At 70.0% G+C, this 20,960-nt stretch carries 22 protein-coding genes and 2 pseudogenes; 12 read left to right on the forward strand and 12 right to left on the reverse strand.

Features of this window, described 5'->3' with window-relative positions:
- The 4 genes and pseudogenes from ACFWPI_RS37670 to ACFWPI_RS37685 all read right to left on the reverse strand — a co-directional run.
- A partial coding sequence (locus tag ACFWPI_RS37670; protein WP_380379377.1) for a class I SAM-dependent methyltransferase occupies window positions 1-680 on the reverse strand: 680 nt, incomplete at its 3' end.
- A 100-nt stretch (window positions 681-780) separates the two neighbouring features.
- Window positions 781-1,237 (reverse strand): annotated as a pseudogene (locus ACFWPI_RS37675) (glycine-rich domain-containing protein).
- 455 nt (window positions 1,238-1,692) lie between these two features.
- A complete protein-coding gene (locus ACFWPI_RS37680) occupies window positions 1,693-2,112 on the reverse strand; it encodes a low molecular weight phosphatase family protein (protein WP_380345489.1) in 420 nt (139 codons plus the stop codon).
- The gene (locus ACFWPI_RS37685) at window positions 2,105-3,568 is read right to left on the reverse strand and encodes an ASCH domain-containing protein (protein WP_380379374.1); all 1,464 of its coding nucleotides are present in this window, start codon (window positions 3,566-3,568) and stop codon (window positions 2,105-2,107) included. Before ACFWPI_RS37685 ends, ACFWPI_RS37680 begins: the two co-directional genes overlap by 8 nt.
- Before the next feature lie 572 nt (window positions 3,569-4,140).
- Between ACFWPI_RS37685 and ACFWPI_RS37690 the strand changes: the two genes are divergently transcribed.
- The 3 genes from ACFWPI_RS37690 to ACFWPI_RS37700 are packed head-to-tail and all read left to right on the forward strand — an operon-like array spanning window position 4,141 to window position 5,744.
- Window positions 4,141-4,419 (forward strand): hypothetical protein, encoded by a 279-nt coding sequence (locus ACFWPI_RS37690; RefSeq protein ID WP_380379372.1) that lies wholly within the window; start codon window positions 4,141-4,143, stop codon window positions 4,417-4,419.
- A complete protein-coding gene (locus ACFWPI_RS37695; protein WP_380379369.1) occupies window positions 4,388-4,888 on the forward strand; it encodes a DUF6879 family protein in 501 nt (166 codons plus the stop codon). The genes ACFWPI_RS37690 and ACFWPI_RS37695 overlap by 32 nt, the downstream gene beginning before the upstream one ends.
- A gap of 4 nt (window positions 4,889-4,892) precedes the next feature.
- Entirely contained in the window at window positions 4,893-5,744 is an 852-nt protein-coding gene (locus tag ACFWPI_RS37700) for a helix-turn-helix domain-containing protein (RefSeq protein ID WP_380345482.1), read from the forward strand.
- A gap of 97 nt (window positions 5,745-5,841) precedes the next feature.
- Here the strand turns inward: ACFWPI_RS37700 and ACFWPI_RS37705 are convergent, their stop codons facing one another.
- Both ACFWPI_RS37705 and ACFWPI_RS37710 read right to left on the reverse strand, forming a co-directional pair.
- On the reverse strand, window positions 5,842-6,042 hold the full coding sequence (locus ACFWPI_RS37705) for a DUF397 domain-containing protein (protein WP_380345480.1): 201 nt from the start codon (window positions 6,040-6,042) through the stop codon (window positions 5,842-5,844).
- The gene (locus ACFWPI_RS37710) at window positions 6,035-6,895 is read right to left on the reverse strand and encodes a helix-turn-helix domain-containing protein (protein WP_380345478.1); all 861 of its coding nucleotides are present in this window, start codon (window positions 6,893-6,895) and stop codon (window positions 6,035-6,037) included. Before ACFWPI_RS37710 ends, ACFWPI_RS37705 begins: the two co-directional genes overlap by 8 nt.
- 302 nt (window positions 6,896-7,197) lie before the next feature.
- Here ACFWPI_RS37710 and ACFWPI_RS37715 point away from each other — a divergent pair, with 302 nt between their 5' ends.
- The 3 genes from ACFWPI_RS37715 to ACFWPI_RS37725 are packed head-to-tail and all read left to right on the forward strand — an operon-like array spanning window position 7,198 to window position 7,930.
- Window positions 7,198-7,560: an ATP-binding protein gene (locus ACFWPI_RS37715; protein WP_380379365.1), complete on the forward strand. Its 363-nt coding sequence runs from the start codon at window positions 7,198-7,200 to the stop codon at window positions 7,558-7,560.
- Window positions 7,557-7,811 (forward strand): hypothetical protein, encoded by a 255-nt coding sequence (locus tag ACFWPI_RS37720; RefSeq protein WP_371518557.1) that lies wholly within the window; start codon window positions 7,557-7,559, stop codon window positions 7,809-7,811. Before ACFWPI_RS37715 ends, ACFWPI_RS37720 begins: the two co-directional genes overlap by 4 nt.
- Window positions 7,808-7,930: a hypothetical protein gene (locus tag ACFWPI_RS37725; RefSeq protein WP_363369142.1), complete on the forward strand. Its 123-nt coding sequence runs from the start codon at window positions 7,808-7,810 to the stop codon at window positions 7,928-7,930. Before ACFWPI_RS37720 ends, ACFWPI_RS37725 begins: the two co-directional genes overlap by 4 nt.
- A 56-nt stretch (window positions 7,931-7,986) precedes the next feature.
- Here the strand turns inward: ACFWPI_RS37725 and ACFWPI_RS37730 are convergent, their stop codons facing one another.
- From ACFWPI_RS37730 to ACFWPI_RS37740, 3 genes are all read right to left on the reverse strand, one after another.
- A complete protein-coding gene (locus tag ACFWPI_RS37730; protein ID WP_380379361.1) occupies window positions 7,987-8,814 on the reverse strand; it encodes a phosphotransferase in 828 nt (275 codons plus the stop codon).
- 221 nt (window positions 8,815-9,035) lie between these two features.
- Window positions 9,036-11,135: a prolyl oligopeptidase family serine peptidase gene (locus ACFWPI_RS37735; protein WP_380379359.1), complete on the reverse strand. Its 2,100-nt coding sequence runs from the start codon at window positions 11,133-11,135 to the stop codon at window positions 9,036-9,038.
- Window positions 11,136-11,243: 108 nt separating this feature from the next.
- Window positions 11,244-12,752 (reverse strand): peptide MFS transporter, encoded by a 1,509-nt coding sequence (locus ACFWPI_RS37740; RefSeq protein WP_063349097.1) that lies wholly within the window; start codon window positions 12,750-12,752, stop codon window positions 11,244-11,246.
- A gap of 329 nt (window positions 12,753-13,081) precedes the next feature.
- Here ACFWPI_RS37740 and ACFWPI_RS37745 point away from each other — a divergent pair, with 329 nt between their 5' ends.
- Window positions 13,082-13,756 (forward strand): response regulator transcription factor, encoded by a 675-nt coding sequence (locus tag ACFWPI_RS37745; RefSeq protein ID WP_030290974.1) that lies wholly within the window; start codon window positions 13,082-13,084, stop codon window positions 13,754-13,756.
- Between the two features lie 63 nt (window positions 13,757-13,819).
- Window positions 13,820-15,064 (forward strand): ATP-binding protein, encoded by a 1,245-nt coding sequence (locus tag ACFWPI_RS37750; protein ID WP_063349098.1) that lies wholly within the window; start codon window positions 13,820-13,822, stop codon window positions 15,062-15,064.
- Between the two features lie 54 nt (window positions 15,065-15,118).
- Here ACFWPI_RS37750 and ACFWPI_RS37755 read toward each other — a convergent pair whose 3' ends face one another.
- On the reverse strand, window positions 15,119-15,676 hold the full coding sequence (locus tag ACFWPI_RS37755; protein ID WP_380346326.1) for a GtrA family protein: 558 nt from the start codon (window positions 15,674-15,676) through the stop codon (window positions 15,119-15,121).
- Between the two features lie 246 nt (window positions 15,677-15,922).
- Between ACFWPI_RS37755 and ACFWPI_RS37760 the strand changes: the two genes are divergently transcribed.
- From ACFWPI_RS37760 to ACFWPI_RS37770, 3 genes are read left to right on the forward strand one after another with little or no spacing between them, the layout of a single operon-like run.
- Window positions 15,923-17,062 carry a 5-(carboxyamino)imidazole ribonucleotide synthase gene (locus tag ACFWPI_RS37760; RefSeq protein WP_063349100.1) on the forward strand — a complete coding sequence of 380 codons (1,140 nt, stop codon included), beginning with the start codon at window positions 15,923-15,925 and terminating at the stop codon, window positions 17,060-17,062.
- Window positions 17,059-17,595 carry a 5-(carboxyamino)imidazole ribonucleotide mutase gene (gene purE, locus ACFWPI_RS37765; RefSeq protein WP_063349101.1) on the forward strand — a complete coding sequence of 179 codons (537 nt, stop codon included), beginning with the start codon at window positions 17,059-17,061 and terminating at the stop codon, window positions 17,593-17,595. Before ACFWPI_RS37760 ends, purE begins: the two co-directional genes overlap by 4 nt.
- Before the next feature lie 27 nt (window positions 17,596-17,622).
- Entirely contained in the window at window positions 17,623-18,837 is a 1,215-nt protein-coding gene (locus ACFWPI_RS37770; RefSeq protein ID WP_380379353.1) for a dipeptidase, read from the forward strand.
- Between the two features lie 25 nt (window positions 18,838-18,862).
- Here ACFWPI_RS37770 and ACFWPI_RS37775 read toward each other — a convergent pair whose 3' ends face one another.
- Complete coding sequence (locus ACFWPI_RS37775; protein WP_363588081.1) at window positions 18,863-19,276, reverse strand: CoA-binding protein; 414 nt, start codon at window positions 19,274-19,276, stop codon at window positions 18,863-18,865.
- A 43-nt stretch (window positions 19,277-19,319) separates the two neighbouring features.
- The gene (locus ACFWPI_RS37780) at window positions 19,320-20,657 is read right to left on the reverse strand and encodes a UDP-glucose/GDP-mannose dehydrogenase family protein (protein ID WP_063349103.1); all 1,338 of its coding nucleotides are present in this window, start codon (window positions 20,655-20,657) and stop codon (window positions 19,320-19,322) included.
- Between the two features lie 181 nt (window positions 20,658-20,838).
- Between ACFWPI_RS37780 and ACFWPI_RS37785 the strand changes: the two are divergent.
- Window positions 20,839-20,960: pseudogene (locus tag ACFWPI_RS37785) on the forward strand (acyl-CoA dehydrogenase family protein); the annotation flags it as partial.

Here is a 20,960-nt window from a genome sequence, read left to right on the forward strand (position 1 = left end):
CCCGGAGAGCCGGACGGCCACTCCAGGGAAGCCACGGTCGGCAAGAACCCATCAGCCACATCCGGCCCTCCCGGGCCACCTAACACCTTACGGAGAACCCAGCGGCGCATGGTTGCCGGGGCGCCGTCCGGGGTGCGGGCCGGAACGTCGGCGTGCTGGACGTCCGGTTCAGTGGGGGCTCCACCGAGGTAGTGGCCCAAGGTGGAGGCGGCCAGCAGTCCGCCGGGTCGCAGGGCGCGGGCAGCGGCCGGGAGCAGCTGCCGAGGGTCGGCGAAGTCGAGGCTGCCGAACACCGAGTAGAGCACGTCGTACTCGTCTGGATGCGCCTCCAGGTGCGCGGTCGCGCCGGCGCGCACCGTGCGCAGGCGCGGTACGAGGTGGCCGTAGAGGTCGCAGGCCATCGCGTGCTGGGCGGGGGAGGCGTCGATCGCGTCGACCCGCGCCGGAGAGTGGTGGGCGACGAGGTGCGCGGCATGACGGGCGGCACCCGCGCCGAGGTCCGCCACGACGAGGCCGGTGACGTCCCCCAGCACCTCGGTTTCCGGCCCGCCGTCCTGGGCCCAGACCCAGTGGAAGGCGCCGGGGACGGTCCGGTTGGTGTCAGCGCGGGTGCGGCCGTAGTGATGCCAGAGGTCCGGCACACCGGAGTGGGCGGGTGAGGTGGTCGTCACCCGGGTCATCCTCGCGTCCGGCGTGCGCCGGCGCAGGGGTTTGGGTGAACTCCACCCTTCCGGGTCGCGGTGGCCCCGGACTGAGCTCGGGGCCACCGCAACTGTCCGGTCAGTGCGAGTCGTTGCCGGGGTGGCAGGGGCTGCACTTGGAGGCATCCGCCCACAGCGGCAGGTCCACGTCCCAGCCGTCTGCTGCTATGAGCTGGGCGGGTGCGCAGCACGGTGCCGTCGTCCTTGTACTCGACGGCCGGCACGTGGTGCAGGAAGTGGCCGTTGTTGTGCTTCTGGCACAGCTCGGCGTAGGCGACGGTGTCCAGGATGATCGTGTGGACGCCGATGTCCACCAGCGAGCTGGGGCCGAGGCCCAGGTGTTCGCTGCGGTGGGCCATCGCGGTCAGCAGGTAGGCGTAGCCCTGGCCGAGGACGCGGGCGGCCATGACGGTGTCGTAGGGGTAGTCGCGCATCAGGAGGCCGATCTGCTTGTCCCACAGGTCGGTGGGGATGTGGTCGCGCACGTTCCGGAGCGGGCCGACGATCGGGTCGGCGGGTGCAACTGCGGTTGCCATGGTTCCTCCGACTGTTGTTGGGGCACCTGGTGGCGCCGGGAGCTGCCCGGCGGCTCTGTGAAATCTACGGACCAATTCTCGTATTGCTCAAGGAAGTTGCGGAGAATTGCGGATGCCTCACCCCAGCGTGTCGATCGCGGCGGTGATCAGTGCACGGGTGTACACCTGGCCTACCGCCCGGGTGTCCCCCTGACGGCCGCGGTCTGGCGCGCGGGGGTTCGGGAGGCCTGAGCGGCTGGAACTGTCGCCATATGGGCTATGACCTGCGGTGATGCCGTTCGGCGGAGCCAGATCGCCACGCGATCGCCGCACCTCGGCCAGCCGTCACGCATCACGTCGCTCGAACAAAGCAAACCGCCCCGGCCTTCTCGGCCGGGGCGGTTCTCTCATCTGCTCGAACTGACCGTTAGCGCCACGGGGGAGCGACGGGCAGCCCGGGCTGCTCGGGATGGCGATTAGGCCGCGTAGAACAGGGCCGTGGCTTCCTGGATCTCCAGGACGGCAGCAGCGAAGTCCTCGGGACCGCCGCCCCACGGGTCGGTGATGCCCGAGCCGAGGATCCTCACCGGCTGGTCGGAGTCAGCGGTGGCTTCGACCGCGAGCGCCGTTTCGTCGTCGACCGCGATCACGTCGTCAGCCCAGCCGAGCAGCCCCTCGTCCAGGAGCTGGCCCCGGTGGCCGGTCAGGTCGTAGCCGAAGGCGGAAGCGGCCTCGATCATCAGCGGGTGCGCGGGCTTGCCCACGTGCCAGTTGCGGGTGCCCGCCGAGCGCACGTCCAGCGCGCCCCCGGACCGCTCCGCGATGATCAGGGCGGCGATCGGGGAACGGCAGTGGTTCCCCTTGCAGACGACCAGTACCCGCCTTCGCCTACTCACCGGGGTTCACTCGCTCGATCTCGAACGTGATCACGCCGAGGGCTTCCTTCTCCGGCGGGAAGATCGCGTGGATCGCCCGCAACTGCTCGGCCTCGGTCGCGTGCGGGTTGACCGCCTTCACGTCCTCGGTGCCGAACATCTCCTTGAAGGTCCTGTACGTGCCGATGCGCTTCACCTTGGTCAGGCGCTCCTCGCCACGACAGGTGAAGTTGAGCAGGTCCCCGACCCTGATTCGCTTCATCGAGGCGTAGGCGACCCGGACTTCGACGGTCTTGGAGCCGTCGGCGATCAGGTCGAAGTACTGCTTGTAGATCTGGATGTTGCGGGGACGGCCATGCGCCTGGGATTGGTTCCTGGCAGGCTGGCGGGTGGTCATCAGGGCTTCCAATGCGGTCGTGGTGTAGGACCGGAAGAAGTGCCTCGGGCTGCTGAGCATCAGCTCACCGGCACCCGTGAGCGCTTCGACGTAGTCCGCTTGCGTGCCGGGCCAGGTGCCCGGGTCGAGCAGCCATTCCGCGGTGCTGCCTCCCGTCGCGTCTCCGGCTTCGGCAGCCGCGCGAAGGAGGCTCTTGGAGAGCTTCCCGCCGTCGCTGCCGAGGATCTGAGGGGTGAAGACGCGCAGCGGCACCGGAGCGGCCGGCGCCCCGATCGCGACGTGGGCGCCGTCCACCAGCTGGCAGCCGAACGCCCAGTCGCCGCCCTTCACCATCACGTGCAACGTGCCGTCGTCGGGGCGGTAGGACCGTTCCTTGACCACGTTGCGGTACAGGGTGGAGAGGTCCAGGTACCCGCCGCCGAGCGGCGTAACGTCCGCCTCGTAGCGGCCGTGCTCGTGGCACATCGCTTCGAACAGTGCCCCCGAGTCGTCCAACTCCAGCAGCCGCGTGTGGTCGGCGTACTTCTGGGCCCACCCGCACACCGGACACGGCAGCCGGATGTGTGCCGTACCGCTGGCCGGAGCCAGCCAGAACCGGATCTGATCCAGGAACTCCAGCGTCCGCAGGAACTCGGCCCGGAACTCCGGGCTCGCCTGCTGCTCGGTGTAGGTGCTGACCCGGTACTCCACGCCCGTGCGGCTGGTCATCGCGTCCAGAAGAGGGGCGTAGTACTCGGCGACCAGGGCGCGGATGCCGTGATCACCGAGCTGGTGGTGGTAGGTGAGCTGGTACATCCGGCCGCCGTCGGTGATCGTCTCCGCCGGGGCGTTGTCCAGAGCCACGAAGTCCACGGCTGTCTCGACCCCGAACTCATCGCGGGCCCGCTCGGCGACCAGGAACGACAGGCTCTGCACCAGGTGCGTGCCGATGTGCGGACGCCCGTTGAGCTGCGTCCCCACGGTGAACTCGATCCGCTCCGTCCCGGCCTCCAGGAGGCGGGGACGGAGCACGTCCAGGGCGTCGTCAACGGCGTTGGCCAGCACGGTGTTCGGCGACCTGAGAAGGTCGATGGTGTTCAAGTGGTGCCTCCGCTCTGCTCATGAACCGGCTGCGGCCGGCTCAGTGCTGGTGTCGGTGGCGCATGGGCTCGGCACGCAGGGTCCTGAACCGCTCCACAACGGCGCTCACGGCATCCGGCGCTTCCGGGGTGTTGGGCGGCTCGGCGGACGTCGAGGACTCGCCTGCCTCGGTCGGCGGGGGAAGGGCGACCGCGTCATTCACCGGAGCCCCCAGCGCGACACCGGGGACACCCACACCCCGGCGGCAGCGGGTACCGCACCGGCCGGGACTCCGACTGTGCCACCCGGTACTCGTTCAGGATCACGGTCATCTTCTGCGGACTGGCACGTTCCCTGCTCCGGTGCGAACCGGCGGACCTCACAGCAGCGGACATACCTGGCTCCCTCTCCTTCGCCGATGCGTAGGGGCGTGGAGTAGACCGTACGAACCTCGGCCAGCGGCACTCAACAAAGTTGCTCATAGTTGCTGGAACCCGTCTGAGCGAGCTTCGGTGCCGTCGAACGCTTGACCTTGGGGTGGTCGTAGGGCGAAGGTCGGAGATGACATGCGGCCGGATCGCGGGGGGAGCAACATGCGGCAACACAGCAGCGACGGCGACGACTTGACCGCTACGTTCTTCTGCACGGACCCCAATTCTCAGGGCGGCGTCGAGTGCGAGACGTTCTATGAGACCGACCGTGACTCATGGATCGTGCAACTCAAGAAGCGCGGGCCGAAGGTTCGGGATCAGCTCGCCGCCCTTGCCGACGACGAGACGTTCGGGGAGATGTCCGGGCGGACCATGGATGCGTTCGTGCGGAAGTACGTCAGGGAGCGTTATGGAATTGATCTCGGCAGCACGCCGAATTGAGCTGCTGTTCGGTGAGCCCGTCCAAGAGGTCCGAAAGCTTGAGCTACGGGACTTCTATGAGGTGGATCGCCCATTGTTCGAGGCGTGGCGCTCAGGCGACCGTGAGACGGTCGAGGAGACGATGCGTGGGAATCGTGCGTTCCTGGCCGGGAAGGCCGCTGCCGGATTCCCTTACCGGCGTGTACGGGTCGTCTCCGAACCCCTCTCGGACTACCAGCGGATGGCGGTCGAGCTGGCCGACCCCACGGAACGTCTTCGTTGGCTTCCCCGCCGTCTCGTATCGGTGCTGCCCTTGCCGGGGAACGACTGCCTGATCCGGGATGACCTGGTGGTCTTCAACCTCATCGGGGGAGACAACCAACAGACCGACATCCAGCTCTCGACCGATCCGGACGTGATCCGGTTCTGCAACGAGGCGTTCGAGCAGGCATGGTCGCTCGGCGTCCCCAATGGCGAGTACAAGCCGTAGCGACATGTCCGACCAGGAACCATCCGAGTCCGCAAGGCGCGCTTTCGGGACTCAGCTCAAAGAACTCCGTCGGGATGCCCACCTTTCGGGTGTCGAGCTCGCGCAGTGCTGTGGCTGGCACAAGACCAAGGTGTCGAAGATCGAGCACGGGACGCAGATCCCGACCGAGGAAGACATCCGACGATGGGCAACGGCCTGTGCCGTCGAGGGGCAGACTCCCGAACTCATCGCGATGAGTCGTGAGATCGAGCAGATGTGGACCGACTACAAGCGATGGCACCGACCGGGGATGAAGCGTCTCCAGTTCCAAGCCATGGACTTGTACGCGAAGACCAAGCTGCTCCGGGTGTATGAGTCGCTGTTCGTCCCCGGTTTCCTACAGACGGTCGAGTACGCCAAGGCGCAGTTCACCATCCATGCCAAGCTGCACGGCCTGCCGTTGGATGACGTGGAGGAAGCGGCACAGAACCGCGTGGTCCGGAAGCGGTTCCTCGGCACCGGGGCGCCGATATTCTCGTTCCTCCTGGAAGCCTCAGCGCTAACTAACAATACGGGTGGTGCTGAGGTGATGAACAGGCAACTTGACCACCTCCTGGAAGTGTCCAGGCTCCCGTACGTGTCCATCGGGATCATCCCGCAAGGTCGGCCACGGTCGCTCTACCCTGGCGAGGGCTTCTACCTGTTCGACGAGAGCTTGCTCAAGCAGGAGTTCTGGTCGGGGGCGTTCCAGACGTCCAGGCCCGAGAACATCTCGTACTTCGTCCGCGTGTTCGCCGCTCTGCGGGACCAAGCGGTGTTCGGTACTGCGGCCCGAAACGAGATCGAAGCGGCCCGTGGCCGTCTTCAAGGGGCCTGAGAGCGCCACCCCCGGGGCATCGTCAGAGTCGGCCTGTACGCCGGGTTCATGTCGCCCCCGTCGAGCACCGGCTCGACGGGGGCGATGTGCGTTCCCTTCAGGGGTTGGTGGTGAGGTGGTCGAACTCGCCGGCCTTGGCGCCCTGGAGGAAGGCGGCGAACTTGAGGTGGGCGGTGCGGACGATGACCGCACCTTCGTCGGACTCGCGAAGTTCGATCACCCCATCAGCGGCCCGCACCTCAACGCATGCGTTGCTGGAGCCGGAATAGCTGGACTTCTGCCATGCAGGGCTACTCATGATTGCCCTCTATCTCCTTCTTGATGGATCGGATGAAGTCTCGCGAGTCATCTTCGGAGAGAGCCACAGACGCCATCCTGTCGAGGATCTCGCGGTAACTTGCCAGGTCCGAGGGTGCGTCGAAGAGCGGACACCCGAAGCTGATGTCGATCTGCACGGTGTCCAGCTCAGGCACCGGGCCCGCGATATGGACGAAGTTCTCGCTGGGGCCAGGCAGCGATTCGATCTTAAACGGCACGACTCGGACCGAGATGCCGGGGCTCTCGGAATGCTCGATGAGGGCGCCGAGTTGCTCGGCGAGCGCCGCCGGTCCGCTGAACTGCATGCGGAGTGCGGCTTCGTGGATGAACGCGGTGTAGGGCGTGACGCCGTCCCGTGCGACCTGCTGCCTCCGCAAGCGGAAGGCCAAGCGGAGGTCGACATCGGGCTGCGGCAGTGGCGGGATCGCGCGAGCGAAGACCGAAGCGGCGTAGGCCGGGGTCTGGAGCAGCCCGGGTAGGAAGGTGATCGAGTAGGTGGAGATCCGGCAGGCGTGGGCCTCGATCGCCGCCACATCGAGCAGGTCGGTCGTCAGCCTCGGGCTGTACTCCTCCCACCAGCCAGTCTCTCGCTCCCGGGTCATGTCAGCGAGTGAGGCGATCAGGGGCTCGTTGGCGCACGCGCAGACCGCCGCGATCTCACGTAGACGTTCCTCGCTGACGGCCGACTTCCCGTTCTCCATCTGACTCACCAAGGCAGCAGTCACCCCAAGCAGACGGGCAAGGTGGCTGCCGCCGAAGCCGGCTTGCTCTCTCATCCTCCGCAGTTCGGCGCCGAGGCGTCGCTGACGGAGGGTGGGGACTCGAAGGGCCATGGCGTCCTCTCAGCTGGTGCAGAGGCCAGTGTGCCGCGCCGGTCGCCGGTGGATCCATCCGGGCTCGGCGGCGCTTGTCGCCCGTGAGGAGGAACCTCCTCCCATTCGACTTTAATTAAAGAGTCGATGCGCTATCGTCATTCTCAGCTCGATCCGACGGATCGTCAGTAATGGCTGTGTTCAGGGCAGTAGGCGCCTTCTGCCCGCGCGCCGCAGAGCAGCCGGCCCCATCCTGGCCTGGCTCACGGCGACGTATCCGTCGTCTCCCCTTACTCCCACACCACAGCCTCCCGGAGGTTCCCGTGTGCACCCGTAACACCCCCTCGCTCACCCTCTCCCGCCAGGCCCTGCGGGACGCCATGACCCGCAGCGGCTGGGACGCCGACGCCGTCTTCAACGCCGAACTCGCCCTCTGCGAGCTCATCGTCAACGCCTGGCGGCACGGCGACACCCCCGCGCCCGTCGTCTGGTTCTCCATCCTCGACCGCACCCTCCGTGTCACCGTCTCCGACGAGAGCGACGCCCTCCCGCAGTCGCGCACGCCCGCCGACCTCGCCGAGACCGGTCGGGGCCTCCAGCTCGTGGACGGCCTCACCCACCGCTGGGGCGTCGACCCGCAGAAGCGCGGCAAAACCATCTGGTACGAGTTGGACTCCCGTGCGTGACCCGCGACCCCATCGTGCCGGAGGACCCCCGGATGCGCGACTACACCAAGCCCCAAATCATGTCTCTCCTGGGGGAGTTGCATAGGCGCGGCCTGCCGCACGGGCTCCTCTGGGGGTCCGCCTCGACGGGCGGGACCACCATCGACGGACGCATCCTGATCGACTTCGGGAACGCGCCGGTCAGCACTCTGCTCAACCTCCTCCGCCTGCTCCGCGACCTGGACGATGACGACGAGGAGCGGCACCGGTGAAGTTCTTCGTCGGCGCGATCCTCCTCGCCCTCCTCGCCCTCGCCATCACCACCGTCGCCCTCGGCGTCCTCGCCACCCTCAAGATGCCCCACCCCGACGACCGCGACGACCAGCACTGAACCGCGCGAAGGCCCTCGCCCACCCGGGCGAGGGCCTCGCGGGCGCCCGCTCAGCGTCAGTCCGCTTGAAGCTCCTTCACCACCTGCTCCGCCAACACGCGGGCGCCCTGAAGGCGAGGGTCCTTGGGATGCGCGTACGGCCCGAGGATCTTCGCCGCGACGAACAAGGTCATCAGCTTGCCGTCCCGGCTCGCGAAGTCGCCGCTCCGCTCGACACGGACACGATCAGCCAGCGCAGGCACGGCAAGCGACGCCGCCCACAGCGTGGCAGCGTCCAGACCACGCGGGGCCATACCCCAGTCTTCCCAGTCGAAGACGCAGAACTCGGGCGCCGTCACGTTCGCCCAGTTCAGATCCGCATGCGCCGGACACCACTCGCTCACCGTGGCGTCGATGCCCGGGAACACCTGATGGATCGTCCGAGTCACCAGCTCCTGGGTGATCGTCTCCGTGTCCGGCGTGGCGATCCGATTCGTCCGCTGCCTCGCGAGCGCATCGAGAGAGGCGTTCAGCTCCGGCCACCAGCTGGGCGGCAGGTCGGGACCCTCGGTCACAACTGCGGACCCCGCTGGGGCGGATGGCAGTAGTTCGGCTTCATCGGCCCGCCACATCACTGGCTCGACCTCATCCCGCCAGGCGATGCCGGCCAGCCACGCGGGCTTCGCAATCCCTCGCAGGGCCTCAGCGGAGGGGGTGCCGTCCCAGCCCTGGGCACCGATTCGATCGAGCCCTCGCCGCTCGATGCGTACCCACGTGCCACGCGCCGTGCCGGCTCCCACGGATCGGCGTTTGCGGACCACTGTCGCCCTGTCGAGTTGCGTGCCCAAGGCCGTCTCGACACGTACCAGCACCTCGTCCACCGGTGCCCGGCGCAGATCCGTCATGGGACAACGGTAACGATGCTCAGCGGAGTTGGGAGTCGCTCCAAACGGGACGCTGTTGGTCAATCATTCGCCAGCGGCGTCCCCCCAGGGCGAGCGTCTTGCGGTTGCACGTGTGCAGGCCGGGGCTGGGCCGGCCCGACTTCCTGCGCGTTCAGGTGCTTTCTACGCGCCAGCCGGATGGACAGTGACCATGTTGCGGCGTTTGGTGGCGCAGGCGCCGATCACTCCGCGCCCAACGACCTCCGCAGGAAGTCCAGTTCGTTCCGGAGCAGGTGCTCCACCACCGCCTCGTCGGTCGGCCGGTGGCCGGTGGCGCGCAGTGGTAGGACCTCGTGCGGGCGTCCGGCGGTGAGGAGGGCGTGGGAGAGCCGCAGGGTGTGCACGGGGAGGACGTTGTCGTCGGCGAGGCCCTGGATCAGCAGGAGCGGGCGGCTCAGCTCCGGGGCCCCGGCGATCAGGGAGCCGTCGTCGTAGTGCGCGGGGTGCTCGTCGGGGTGGCCGAGGAAGCGCTCCTGCCAGTGGGTGTCGTAGAGCCGCCAGTCGGTGGGGGCGGCCCCGGCCGAGGCGGCGTGGAAGACGTCCGGGCGGCGCAGGACGGCGAGGGCGGCGAGGTAGCCGCCGTAGGACCAGCCGCGGATGCCGACCCGGTCGAGGTCGAGCAGTCCGGGCCGTAGTCGGGCGGCCTCGTGCAGGCCCTCGACCTGGTCCGCCAGGGCGGGGCCGGCCTTGTCGCCGTAGATCGTCTTGTCCCAGTGCGGTCCGCGCCCGGGGGTGCCGCGGCCGTCGACGACCAGCACCGCGAAGCCCTGGTCGGCGAACCACTGGGAGACCCGGTCCCACCACGCGCCGCCGCTGGTGACCTTGTGCATCCCGGGCCCGCCGTACGGGTCGAGCAGGACGGGCAGCGGGGCGCCGCCGGGGCGGTGGCCGGTGGGCAGGAAGAGCGCGGCGCGCAGCTCGCGGGGGCCGAGGCGGAGCAGTTCGGGGCGCGCGGTGAGGACGGGCGATTGCGCGTACGACGTCACCGGGTGGGCCGTCCGGTCGTCGCGGTGGACGGTGGTGCGCCCGGCCGGGAAGCCCTCGGAGCGGGCGGTCAGGACGAGGGTGCCGCCGCGCCGGGCGCCCGTGTGGACGCCGGGGCCGCTGCTCAGCCGCCGGATGCCGCGGCCCGGTTCGTACTCCCAGAGGTGGGTCTCGGTGGGGTCCTCCAGGGCGGTGAACAGGACCTGTTCGCCGTCCGTGCCGAGCACCTCCCACAGCTGCAGTCCGGGCGGCGTCACCGGCTCGCCGTCGACGGTGAGGTGCCGGGTGTCGCCGAGGTCGGCGGTGTCGACCAGGGCGCCGCCGGCGGTGCGCGCGGGCAGGCCGGGGAGGAGTTCGACCCAGTGCTCGTCGCGGCGCTCGGCGAGCGCCCGGGTGGCGCCGTCGGGCCCGATCGCCAGGGTGCGGACGGTGCGCTGGTCGCGGCTCTGCACGGCGGCGTACGGGCCGTGGGCGTCCCAGCCGGCGGCGGTGAGGTACTCGAAGGCGGCGCGGTCCCAGCGGACCTCGGTGCGGGTGCCGTCGAGGCCGAGCAGCAGGAGCGAGACCTCCGCGTTGGCGGTGCCGGCCAGCGGGTAGCGGATCACGCGCGGTGGGTGCTGCGGGTCGGTCGGGTCGGCGAGGTGCACGCGGTGGACGGGGCGCTCGTCGACGCGGGTGACGAGCAGCGTGGTGCCGTCGGGGGACCACCAGTGGCCGCGGGTGCGGTACATCTCCGCGGCGGCGATGTACTCGGCGACGCCGTACGCGACGTCCCCGGCCTCGGGCTCGGCGAGCGCCCGGTCGTCCGCGGTGCCCCCGTCGTCCGTGCCGTCCGAGCCGTTCGTGCCGTTCGTGCCGTTGACGGTGACCACGCGCAGGGCGCCGTCGCCGGTGTAGGCGATCCGGCGGCCGGTCGGGTCGAGCCGTGGGTCGTGGACGCCGGTGGCGGTGGCGGTGGGGACGGCGCGGACGGTGCCGTCGGCGGTGTCGGCGAGCCAGAGGGCGCCGTCGAGCGCGAAGGCGGCGAGCCGGCCGGTGGCGTCGGTGCTGTAACCGGTGATGCCGTCGGTGGCGCCGTCGGTGGAGGGGCCGGCGCCCAACGCGGCCGGGTCGGCGATCAGCCGTTCCCGGCCGGTGGCGGTGTCGAGCGCCCAGAGGCAGGCCAGCGGGTCGGTGCCGCCGCGGCTGCGCAGGAACAGGACGGCGGTGCCGTCGGCGGTGATGCCCGGGTGGGTGGGGGCGCCCAGGGTGAAGCGCCGGGTGCGGGCGAGTTGGCGCGGTAACGGGTCGGTCGTCATGCCGGGCACCATAGGCACGGCCGGAGCGGCGCTGTCGAGCGAAAAACGGCCGGGGCCGCCGCGGATCCCAGGAATCCGCGGCGGCCCCGGCTCGGGCGGGCGCGAGCGTCAGTGGACGTCGCCCATGAGCGTGACGACCCGCTTGCGGTACGTCGCCAGCGCGATGCCGGCGACGATCGCCATGGCGCCCTGGACCGCGAAGTACCAGGTGCTGCCGACCACCTTGTCGCCCAGCACCAGCTGGAAGATGGCGGCCACGCAGTCGCCGGCGGTGACGGCGAGGAACCAGACGCCGACCATCTGGCTGGCGTACTTGGTGGGGGCCAGCTTGGTGGTGACGGACAGGCCGACGGGGGAGAGGGTGAGCTCGCCGACGGTCTGGACCAGGTAGACCATGGCCAGCCACAGCGGGGTGACCTTGGCGTCGCCGGAGGCGGCGCCCATCGCCGCCATCATGACCAGGAAGGACGCGCCGATCATCAGCAGACCGAAGGCGAACTTCATGGTGGTGCTGGGGTTCTTCGACCGGCGGGCCAGGGAGACCCAGAGCCAGGCGAAGACCGGGGCCAGCGCCATGATGTACAGCGGGTTGAGCGACTGGAACCAGCTGGACGGGAAGTTGATCCCGAACAGCGTGGAGGCGGTGTGTTCCTTGGCGAAGACGTTCAGCGTCGAGCCGGACTGGTCGTAGATCATCCAGAACACGGCGGCGGCGACGAAGAACCAGATGTAGCCGCTCATCTTGGACTGCTCGTCCGCGCTGAGGTCCTTGTCGCGCTTCACCTTGGCGAACACGAAGACCGGGATCGCCAGGCCGGCGATGGACAGCGGCCAGACCGCCCAGTCGATGGTGAAGTGGCCGGTGGAGACGACGATGCCGTAGAAGACGACCGCCGCGGCCAGCCAGATGCCGGCCTTGCGGAAGATCTTGCGCTTCTCGTCCGCGCCGATCGGCGAGGTCACGATGTCGCTGGTGGGGCTCAGGTGGCGGGTGCCCAGCAGGAACTGGACCAGGCCGAGCGCCATGCCGATGCCGGCCAGGGCGAAGCCCAGGTGCCAGTCGACCTTCTGGCCGACGGTGCCGACCACCAGCGGGGCGAAGAAGGCCCCGAGGTTGACGCCCATGTAGAAGATCGTGAAGCCGCCGTCGCGGCGTGGGTCGTTCGGGCCGTCGTAGAGGTGGCCGACCATCGTGGAGATGTTGGCCTTGAGCAGGCCCGAGCCCACCGCGATGCAGACCAGACCGGCGAAGAACGCGCCGGTGAACGGCACGGCCAGCAGGAAGTGGCCGGCCATGATGATCGTGCCGCCGATCGCGACCGTCTTGCGGGCGCCGAGGAAGCGGTCGGCGATCCAGCCGCCCGGGAGGGCCAGCAGGTAGACCATGGCCGTGTAGACGCTGTACACGGCGCCGGCGGTCGCCAGCTTCATGCCGAGGCCGCCGTCCGTGACGGAGGCGGTCATGTAGAGCACCAGCAGGGCGCGCATGCCGTAGTAGCTGAAGCGCTCCCACATCTCGCTCAGGAAGAGCGTGGCGAGCCCTCGGGGGTGACCGAGGAAGGTCTTGCCGCTGGGCGAGGCCGGGGTGAGGCCGGCTTCCAGGGTGGTAGACGCCATGAGTAGGGGTTCCTTGCCTGACAGCGTCCGCCAAGGGGGGTGGCGGCGGACGTGGACGGAACCACTCTACGTGGCGATATTTAGCGTTATCAGATGACAAAAGCCACGAATCAGGTATGGGAATGGCAAAGTCCGTGACAGATCTGCCCGATCTATCGATGGTAGACGGGCAAATTTCCCTTCAATTTCAAGATTGAAGGCCGGATTCTTCACCGAACAGGCGGTCTGCGACGGCGTGTTGGGCCTGAAGGGGCCCTTGTGTAACGATCACGCTCTGTGAACTACCTCACAAGGCAGTCCGCCATACCCGGGCGGACTACCATCACCACATGACCTGTGTGCTGCTCGCCGAGGACGATCCGGCGATCTCCGAACCGCTCGCCCGAGCCCTGCGACGTGAGGGCTATGAGGTGCTCGTCCGCGAGGACGGTCCGACCGCACTGGCCGCGGGCCTGACCGAGGAGGTCGACCTCGTCGTCCTCGACCTCGGCCTGCCCGAGATGGACGGCCTGGAGGTCTGCCGCCGCCTGCGCGCCGACGGCAAGAGCTGCCCCGTCCTGGTGCTCACCGCCCGCGCGGACGAGGTGGACACCGTGGTCGGCCTCGACGCCGGTGCCGACGACTACGTGACCAAGCCCTTCCGCCTGGCCGAACTGCTCGCCCGCGTCCGCGCCCTGCTCCGGCGCGGCAACGTCGACCAGCTCACCACCGGCGCGCACGGGGTGAAGATCGACATCGAGTCCCACCGCGCCTGGCTCGGCGAGGAGGAGCTCACCCTCTCCGCCAAGGAGTTCGAGCTGCTGCGCGTCCTCGTCCGGGACGCCGGCCGGGTGGTCACCCGCGAGGAGATCATGCGGCAGGTCTGGGACACCACCTGGTGGACCTCCACCAAGACCCTGGACATGCACATCTCCTGGCTCCGCAAGAAGCTCGGCGACGACGCGGCGAACCCGCGCTACATCGCCACCGTGCGCGGAGTGGGGTTCCGGTTCGAGAAGAATTAGCCCCGTACGGAGATCGCGGCCGGGAGTCGGCCGACGAAGCGGAGCACCTCGGGGAGCGGCAGCGTGAAACGCCGGATGATCAACTCGCTGCTGGGCGTCGTCCTGGTGGTGGTCGTGGTGTTCTGCGTGCCGCTCGCCCTGGTCGAGAAGCGCACCATCGTCAACTCGGCCCAGGACCGGGTGGACGCGGCCGCCGTCCGGGTGCTCGCCCTGGTCGAGAACCGGCTCTCCGCGGGTGAGTCGGTCACCGGCCGGGCCTTCGACAACCAGGTCACCGAGGGCAGCTACGTCGAGGTGCAGATCCCCGGCCAGGACGTCGTCTCCAGCGGCGAACGCCTGGCCGGCGGCCACCTGCTGAAGGCCGTCGAACGCGGCAACAGCGGCGAGGTCGTCACCGTCGAGCAGTCCCGCGCGGACGTCGACCACGAGATCGCCAACATGCTGCTGCTGCTCGGCGTGGTCGCCCTGCTGGCCGTCCAGGCCGCCGTGGCGCTCGCCGTCTGGCAGGCCAAACGGCTCGCCCGGCCGCTCACCGACCTGGCCGAGACCGCCGAACGGCTCGGCTCCGGCGACCCGCGCCCCCGCGACCGCCGCTACGGGGTGCCCGAACTCGACCGGGTCGCCGAGGTGCTGGACACCAGCGCCGAGCGGATCGCCCGGATGCTCACCGCCGAACGCCGGCTCGCCGCCGACGCCTCGCACCAGTTGCGCACCCCGCTCACCGCGCTCTCCATGCGGCTGGAGGAGATCACCGCCCTCGCCGAGGAACCGGAGACCGTCAAGGAGGAGGCGACCATCGCCCTCCAGCAGGTCGAACGGCTCACCGACGTCGTCCAGCGGCTGCTCACCACCCAGCGCGACCCGCGCAGCCCCACCGCAGTGGCCTTCGACCTGGACGAGGTGATCAAGCAGCAGGTCGAGGAGTGGGGGCCGTCGCTGCGCGAGACCGGCCGGGTGCTGTCCCTGGAGGGCCTGCACGGGGTCACCGCCGTCGGCACGCCGGGCACTGTCGCCCAGGTGCTGGCCACCCTGATCGAGAACTCGCTGATGCACGGCGCCGGGACGATCACCCTGCGGGTCCGGCCCTCCGGCACCTCGGTGGTGGTCGAGGTGCAGGACCAGGGCGCCGGCGTGCCGCCGGACCTCGGGAACCGGGTGTTCGAACGCGCCGTCAGCGGCCGCAACTCCACCGGCATCGGCCTGGCCGTCGCCCGTGACCTCGCGGAGGCGGACGGGGGCCGGCTCGAACTGCTCTCGCTGAAGCCCGCGGTGTTCGCGCTCTTCCTCGGCCGCAGCCACGCCGACTGAGCCGGGGGCGGGTACGGCCGGGAGTACGGCCGTCCAGGGCGGACGGCCGGCCGGCTATTCGGCCTTGGCGTAGCGGATCTGCTCGGCGGCCAGCATCAGCTCGGCCTGGGCGGCCAGCTCCTGGCCGCTGGTGCCGCTGGTGCCGCTCGCGTCCTGCACGACAGGCTCGGGCAGTGCCTTGAACACCCAGGTCCGGTACGAGAAGAAGCGGAACACGGTGGCCACCGCGAGGCCGGCCACCTTGGCGCCCAGCTGCTCGTAGTGCGAGTCGAGGCCGAGCACGTACACCGAGAAGCCGAGCACGCCGGTCTCGATCAGCATGCCGATTCCGCTGTACACGAGGAACAGCGTGATCTCCCGCTTGCGCGAGGCGGCGTCGCGGTCCCGGTACAGCCAGTAGCGGTAGCCCAGGTAGTTGGTGGCGATGGCGATCAGCGTCGCCGCGATGTTGGACCGCAGCGAGGCCAGGCCCAGCCCGTTGAGGCACACCCAGAACACGGCGAAGTTGACCACCACGCCGCTCAGGCCGACCAGGCCGAACTTCACCACTTCGCCTGACAGCCCCCGCAGTTTCTGCGAGAGCGAAGGGCTCGAAGCTGCGGACGTCGCCATACCGGGCTGCCTCCATGTGCCTGCGGGTCGAAGAGCGGATCGCGTGGACGCGTCCACCCCTTGAGCCCTGCGTGCACGCACATGATCGGACTGCGCAGACCAGGACCTAGCCGTCCAGGCTACCCGCTTCCACCGAACGGCTCAGCCCCCAGGGCTCCGGGTTGACTGGGACGCCCAGCCCACCCCAGCGGTTCCACCGCCCCCGACCGGCCCGGATATCCTGGCGGGGTGACTTCCCCGGGCAATGTGAATTTTCCAGTGGTGGGCATGATCGGCGGCGGGCAGTTGGCCCGCATGGCACACCAGGCGGGCATCCCGCTCGGGGTCAGGTTCAAACTCCTCGCCGACACGCCCCAGGACTCCGCCGCACAGGTGGTCTCCGACGTCGTCCTCGGCGACTACCGCGACCTCGACACGCTGCGCCGCTTCGCGGCCGGCTGCGACGTGATCACCTTCGACCACGAGCACGTCCCCACCGAGCACCTGCGGGCCCTGGAAGCCGACGGCATCGCCGTCCGGCCCGGCCCGGACGCGCTGGTCAACGCCCAGGACAAGGGCGTCATGCGGGCCAAGCTCGACTCCATCGGCGTGCCCTGCCCCCGCCACCGGATCGTCGCCGACCCGGCCGACGTCACCGCCTTCGCGAATGAGGGCTCCGGCTACCCGGTCGTGCTGAAGACCGTCCGCGGCGGCTACGACGGCAAGGGCGTCTGGGTCGTCGACGGCGAGGAGGACGCGCAGGCGCCGTTCCTGGCCGGCGTCCCGGTGCTCGCCGAGGAGAAGGTCGACTTCGTACGCGAACTCGCGGCCAACGTCGTCCGCTCGCCCAGCGGCCAGGCCGTCGCCTACCCGGTGGTGGAGAGCGTCCAGGAGAACGGCGTCTGCGCCGAGGTCACCGCCCCCGCGCCGGACCTCGACCCGGCGCTCTCCGACGAGGCCCAGCAACTGGCCCTGCGCATCGCCGGCGACCTCGGCATCACCGGCCACCTCGCCGTCGAACTGTTCCAGACCAGGGACGGCCGGATCCTCGTCAACGAGCTCGCCATGCGCCCCCACAACTCCGGGCACTGGACCCAGGACGGCGCCGTCACCTCGCAGTTCGAGAACCACCTGCGGGCCGTCCTCGACCTCCCGCTCGGCGACCCCCGGCCGCGCGCCAAGTGGACCGTCATGGTCAACGTCCTCGGCGGCGACTACCCGGACATGTACCACGCCTTCCTGCACTGCATGGCCCGCGACCCCGGCCTGCGGATCCACATGTACGGGAAGGACGTGAAGCCCGGCCGCAAGGTCGGCCACGTCAACGTCTTCGGGGACGACCTCGACGACGTCCGCGAGCGCGCCCGCCACGCGGCCGCCTACCTGCGAGGAACGATCACCGAATGACCTCCTCCCCTTCGAGCCCGCTCGTCGGCATCGTCATGGGCTCGGACTCCGACTGGCCCGTCATGGAGGCCGCCGCCCAGGCCCTCGACGAGTTCGAGATCCCCTACGAGGTCGACGTCGTCTCGGCGCACCGGATGCCCCGCGAGATGGTCGCGTACGGCGAGAACGCCCACCGGCGCGGCCTCAAGGCGATCATCGCCGGCGCCGGCGGCGCCGCCCACCTGCCGGGCATGCTCGCCTCCGTCACCCCGCTGCCCGTCATCGGCGTGCCGGTGCCGCTGCGCTACCTGGACGGCATGGACAGCCTGCTGTCCATCGTCCAGATGCCGGCCGGCGTCCCGGTCGCGACCGTCTCGGTGGCCGGCGCGCGCAACGCCGGCCTGCTCGCCGTGCGGATGCTGGCCGCGTTCGACCCCGAACTGACCGAGCGGATGACCGACTTCCAGGCCGAACTGAACAACCAGGCCACCGAGAAGGGCAAGAAGCTCCGCGCCAAGGTGGCCGGATCCTCCTCCTTCGGCTTCGGCAAGTAGCCCCGGCGGTGGGGTAGAACAGCCGGTATGACTACCGAGCTGGACTCCCCCACCCCGCTGGACCGCGCCAAGGCCCTGCTGCGCACCGCCCCCGTGGTCGACGGCCACAACGACCTCCCGTGGGCGATGCGCGAGCAGGCCGGGTACGACCTCGGCGCGGTCGACCTGGCCGCCGACCAGAGCGACCGCCTGCACACCGACCTCGCCCGCCTCGCGGAGGGCGGGGTCGGCGCGCAGTTCTGGTCCGTCTACGTGCCGACCCGGCTGGCCGGCGACCACGCGGTGAGCGCCACCCTGGAGCAGATCGACTTCGTCCACGCCCTGGTCGAGCGCTACCCCGACCGGCTCCGGCTCGCCCGCACCGCCGACGATATGGAGGCCGCCCGCGCCGAGGGCCGGATCGCCTCCCTGATGGGCGCCGAGGGCGGCCACTCCATCGACTGCTCGCTCGCCACCCTGCGCGCTCTCCACGAGCTCGGCGTGCGCTACCTGACGCTCACCCACAACGACAACGTGCCGTGGGCCGACTCCGCCACCGACAAGCCGGCGGCCGGCGGGCTGACCCGGTTCGGCGAGGAGGTCGTCCGGGAGATGAACCGGCTCGGCATGCTCGTCGACCTCTCGCACGTCTCCGCCGACACCATGTGCGACGCCCTGCGGGTCACCGAGGCGCCGGTCGTCTTCTCGCACTCCTCCGCCCGCGCCGTCTGCGACCACCCGCGCAACATCCCGGACGACGTGCTCGCCCAGCTGCCCGCCAACGGCGGCGTGGCGATGGCCACCTTCGTGCCCAAGTTCATCCTGCCCGCCGCCATCGAGTGGACCCTCGCCGCCGACGAGAACATGCGCGCCCACGGCTTCCACCCGCTCGACACCACCCCGCCCGCGATGGAGCGCCAGCGCGCCTTCGAGGCCGCCAACCCGCGCCCGATCGCCACCCCGGCCACCGTCGCCGACCACCTCGACCACCTGCGCGAGGTCGCCGGCATCGACCACATCGGCATCGGCGGCGACTTCGACGGCACCGCCTTCCTGCCCGACGGCCTGGGCTCGGTGGCCGGCTACCCCAACCTGATCGCCGAACTCCTGCGCCGGAACTGGTCCGAGGCCGACCTCGCCAAGCTCACCTGGCACAACGCCGTCCGCGTCCTGCGCGACGCCGAGTCCGTCGCCGCCGGGCTGCGGGCCAGCCGCCGCCCGTCCATCGCCACCATCGCGCAGCTGGACGGCGTGAAGGGCTGAGATCGGACGGCGCGAAGGGCTGAGGTCAGCCCAGCCGCGGGATCTCGATGGCCGGGCACCTGTCCATCACCATGGCGAGCCCGGCCGTCCTGGTCCGCGCGTACGCGGCCTCGTCGACCACACCCAGCTGGAACCAGACGGCCTTCGCCCCGGCCGCCACCGCCTGGTCGGCCACCTCCCCGGCCAGCGCGCTGTTCACGAACACGTCCACCACGTCGACCGGGAACGGGATCTCGGCGAGCGAGGCGTAGCCGGGCTCGCCGAGGACGGTCTCGGCCTTCGGGTGCACCGGCACGACCCGCTTGCCGTACCGCTGGAGCACCCCGGCCACCCCGTAGGCGGCCCGGGCGGTGTTGTCGGACAGGCCCACCACCGCCCAGGTGTCGCCGGTGCCGGTGAGGATCTCGCGAACCGTCGCGTCGTCGCCGTAGCTCGTCATGCCGGTGCCAACGACGACCACGGGCACCGGATTCCCGCAGGTGTCAGCTGGGGCGGCCGAGCGCGCGGTACGTCCAGCCGGCGGCGCGCCAGGCGTCGGCGTCCAGGACGTTGCGGCCGTCGAGGAGGCGGCGTTCGGCGACCACGGCACCGAGGACGGCCGGGTCCAGCTCGCGGAACTCGGCCCACTCGGTGAGGTGCAGGACGACGTGGGCGCCCTCGGCGGCCTCCATGGCCGAGTCGGCGTAGGCGAGCGAGGGGAACATCTTGCGGGCGTTGTCGACGGCCTTCGGGTCGTAGACGGTGACCTGGGCGCCCTGGAGCTGGATCTGGGCGGCGACGTTGAGCGCGGGGGAGTCCCGGATGTCGTCCGAGTTGGGCTTGAACGCGGCGCCGAGGACGGCCACCCGGCGGCCCAGGAAGCCGCCGCCGCACTGCTCGCGGGCCAGCTCCACCATCCGGGAGCGGCGGCGCATGTTGATCGAGTCGACCTCGCGCAGGAAGGTCAGCGCCTGGTCGGCGCCGAGTTCGCCGGCCCGGGCCATGAACGCCCGGATGTCCTTGGGCAGGCAGCCGCCGCCGAAGCCCAGACCGGAGTTGAGGAACTTGCGGCCGATCCGCTCGTCGTGCCCGAGCGCGGTGGAGAGCAGCGTGACGTCGGCGCCGGCCGCCTCGCAGACCTCGGCCATCGCGTTGATGAAGGAGATCTTGGTGGCCAGGAAGGAGTTGGCGGCGGCCTTCACCAGCTCGGCGGTCGCGTAGTCGGTGACCAGGAACGGCACCCCGGCCGCGATCGGCTCGGCGTACACCTCGCGCAGCAGCCGCTCGGCGCGCTCGCTGTGGGCGCCGACGACGATCCGGTCCGGGCGCAGGGTGTCCTGGACGGCGAAGCCCTCGCGCAGGAACTCCGGGTTCCAGGCGAGTTCGGCGCCCGCGCCGACGGGTGCCAGCGCGGCCAGCCGCTCGGCGAGCCGGCTCGCCGAGCCGACCGGCACGGTGGACTTGCCGACCACCAGGACCGGGCGGGTCAGGTACGGGGCGAGGCCGTCGATCGCGGCGTCGACGTACGACATGTCGGCGGCGAACTCGCCCTTGCGCTGCGGGGTGTTGACGCAGACGAAGTGCACGTCGCCGAACTCCGCGGCCTCCTGGACGGAGCTGGTGAAGCGCAGCCGGCCGGTCGAACCCTCGTGCCCGGCGACGTGCTTGAGCAGCAGCTCGGACAGCCCCGGCTCGTACATCGGGACGCGGCCGGCGGTCAGCGTGGCGATCTTGTCGGGGTCGATGTCCAGGCCCAGCACCTCGAAGCCGAACTCGGCCATCGCGGCCGCGTGCGTGGCGCCGAGGTAGCCGGTGCCGATCACGGAGATGCGGAGGGTCACGGGTTCCCCTTTGTGCGGACTCGACCTGTACGGGTGCCTCTGATGCTATCCGCCCCGACGGATCCGGCCTCGATCGCCCGTACGCCGGGGACGCTAGGCAGCCGCAGGTCGGAGCCCTAGGATCTCTACTGAACGGTAGTTAACACCGGATTGACGTCGATCACTGGACGAGGCGGGCATCATGGCGGGCAGCGCAGGGGCGGCTGACTTCGATCTCTTCCGTATCTCCGAGGAGCACGAGATGCTCCGTGAGGCGGTGCGTTCGCTGGCTGAGGCGAAGATCGCTCCGTTCGCGGCGGAGGT

Origin of the sequence: Kitasatospora sp. NPDC058492 (assembly GCF_042720685.1) — a bacterium.
Lineage (GTDB): Bacteria > Actinomycetota > Actinomycetes > Streptomycetales > Streptomycetaceae > Kitasatospora.

Bases quoted from the DNA above. Each gene is read 5' to 3' on its own strand.
- ACFWPI_RS37740 (WP_063349097.1), bottom strand. From the start codon at position 12,752: ATGGCGTCTACCACCCTGGAAGCCGGCCTCACCCCGGCCTCGCCCAGC.
- ACFWPI_RS37690 (WP_380379372.1), top strand. From the start codon at position 4,141: ATGCGGCAACACAGCAGCGACGGCGACGACTTGACCGCTACGTTCTTC.
- ACFWPI_RS37730 (WP_380379361.1), bottom strand. From the start codon at position 8,814: ATGACGGATCTGCGCCGGGCACCGGTGGACGAGGTGCTGGTACGTGTC.
- ACFWPI_RS37745 (WP_030290974.1), top strand. From the start codon at position 13,082: ATGACCTGTGTGCTGCTCGCCGAGGACGATCCGGCGATCTCCGAACCG.
- ACFWPI_RS37770 (WP_380379353.1), top strand. From the start codon at position 17,623: ATGACTACCGAGCTGGACTCCCCCACCCCGCTGGACCGCGCCAAGGCC.
- ACFWPI_RS37700 (WP_380345482.1), top strand. From the start codon at position 4,893: ATGTCCGACCAGGAACCATCCGAGTCCGCAAGGCGCGCTTTCGGGACT.
- ACFWPI_RS37710 (WP_380345478.1), bottom strand. From the start codon at position 6,895: ATGGCCCTTCGAGTCCCCACCCTCCGTCAGCGACGCCTCGGCGCCGAA.
- ACFWPI_RS37705 (WP_380345480.1), bottom strand. From the start codon at position 6,042: ATGAGTAGCCCTGCATGGCAGAAGTCCAGCTATTCCGGCTCCAGCAAC.
- ACFWPI_RS37755 (WP_380346326.1), bottom strand. From the start codon at position 15,676: ATGGCGACGTCCGCAGCTTCGAGCCCTTCGCTCTCGCAGAAACTGCGG.
- ACFWPI_RS37695 (WP_380379369.1), top strand. From the start codon at position 4,388: ATGGAATTGATCTCGGCAGCACGCCGAATTGAGCTGCTGTTCGGTGAG.
- ACFWPI_RS37735 (WP_380379359.1), bottom strand. From the start codon at position 11,135: ATGACGACCGACCCGTTACCGCGCCAACTCGCCCGCACCCGGCGCTTC.
- ACFWPI_RS37775 (WP_363588081.1), bottom strand. From the start codon at position 19,276: ATGACGAGCTACGGCGACGACGCGACGGTTCGCGAGATCCTCACCGGC.
- purE (WP_063349101.1), top strand. From the start codon at position 17,059: ATGACCTCCTCCCCTTCGAGCCCGCTCGTCGGCATCGTCATGGGCTCG.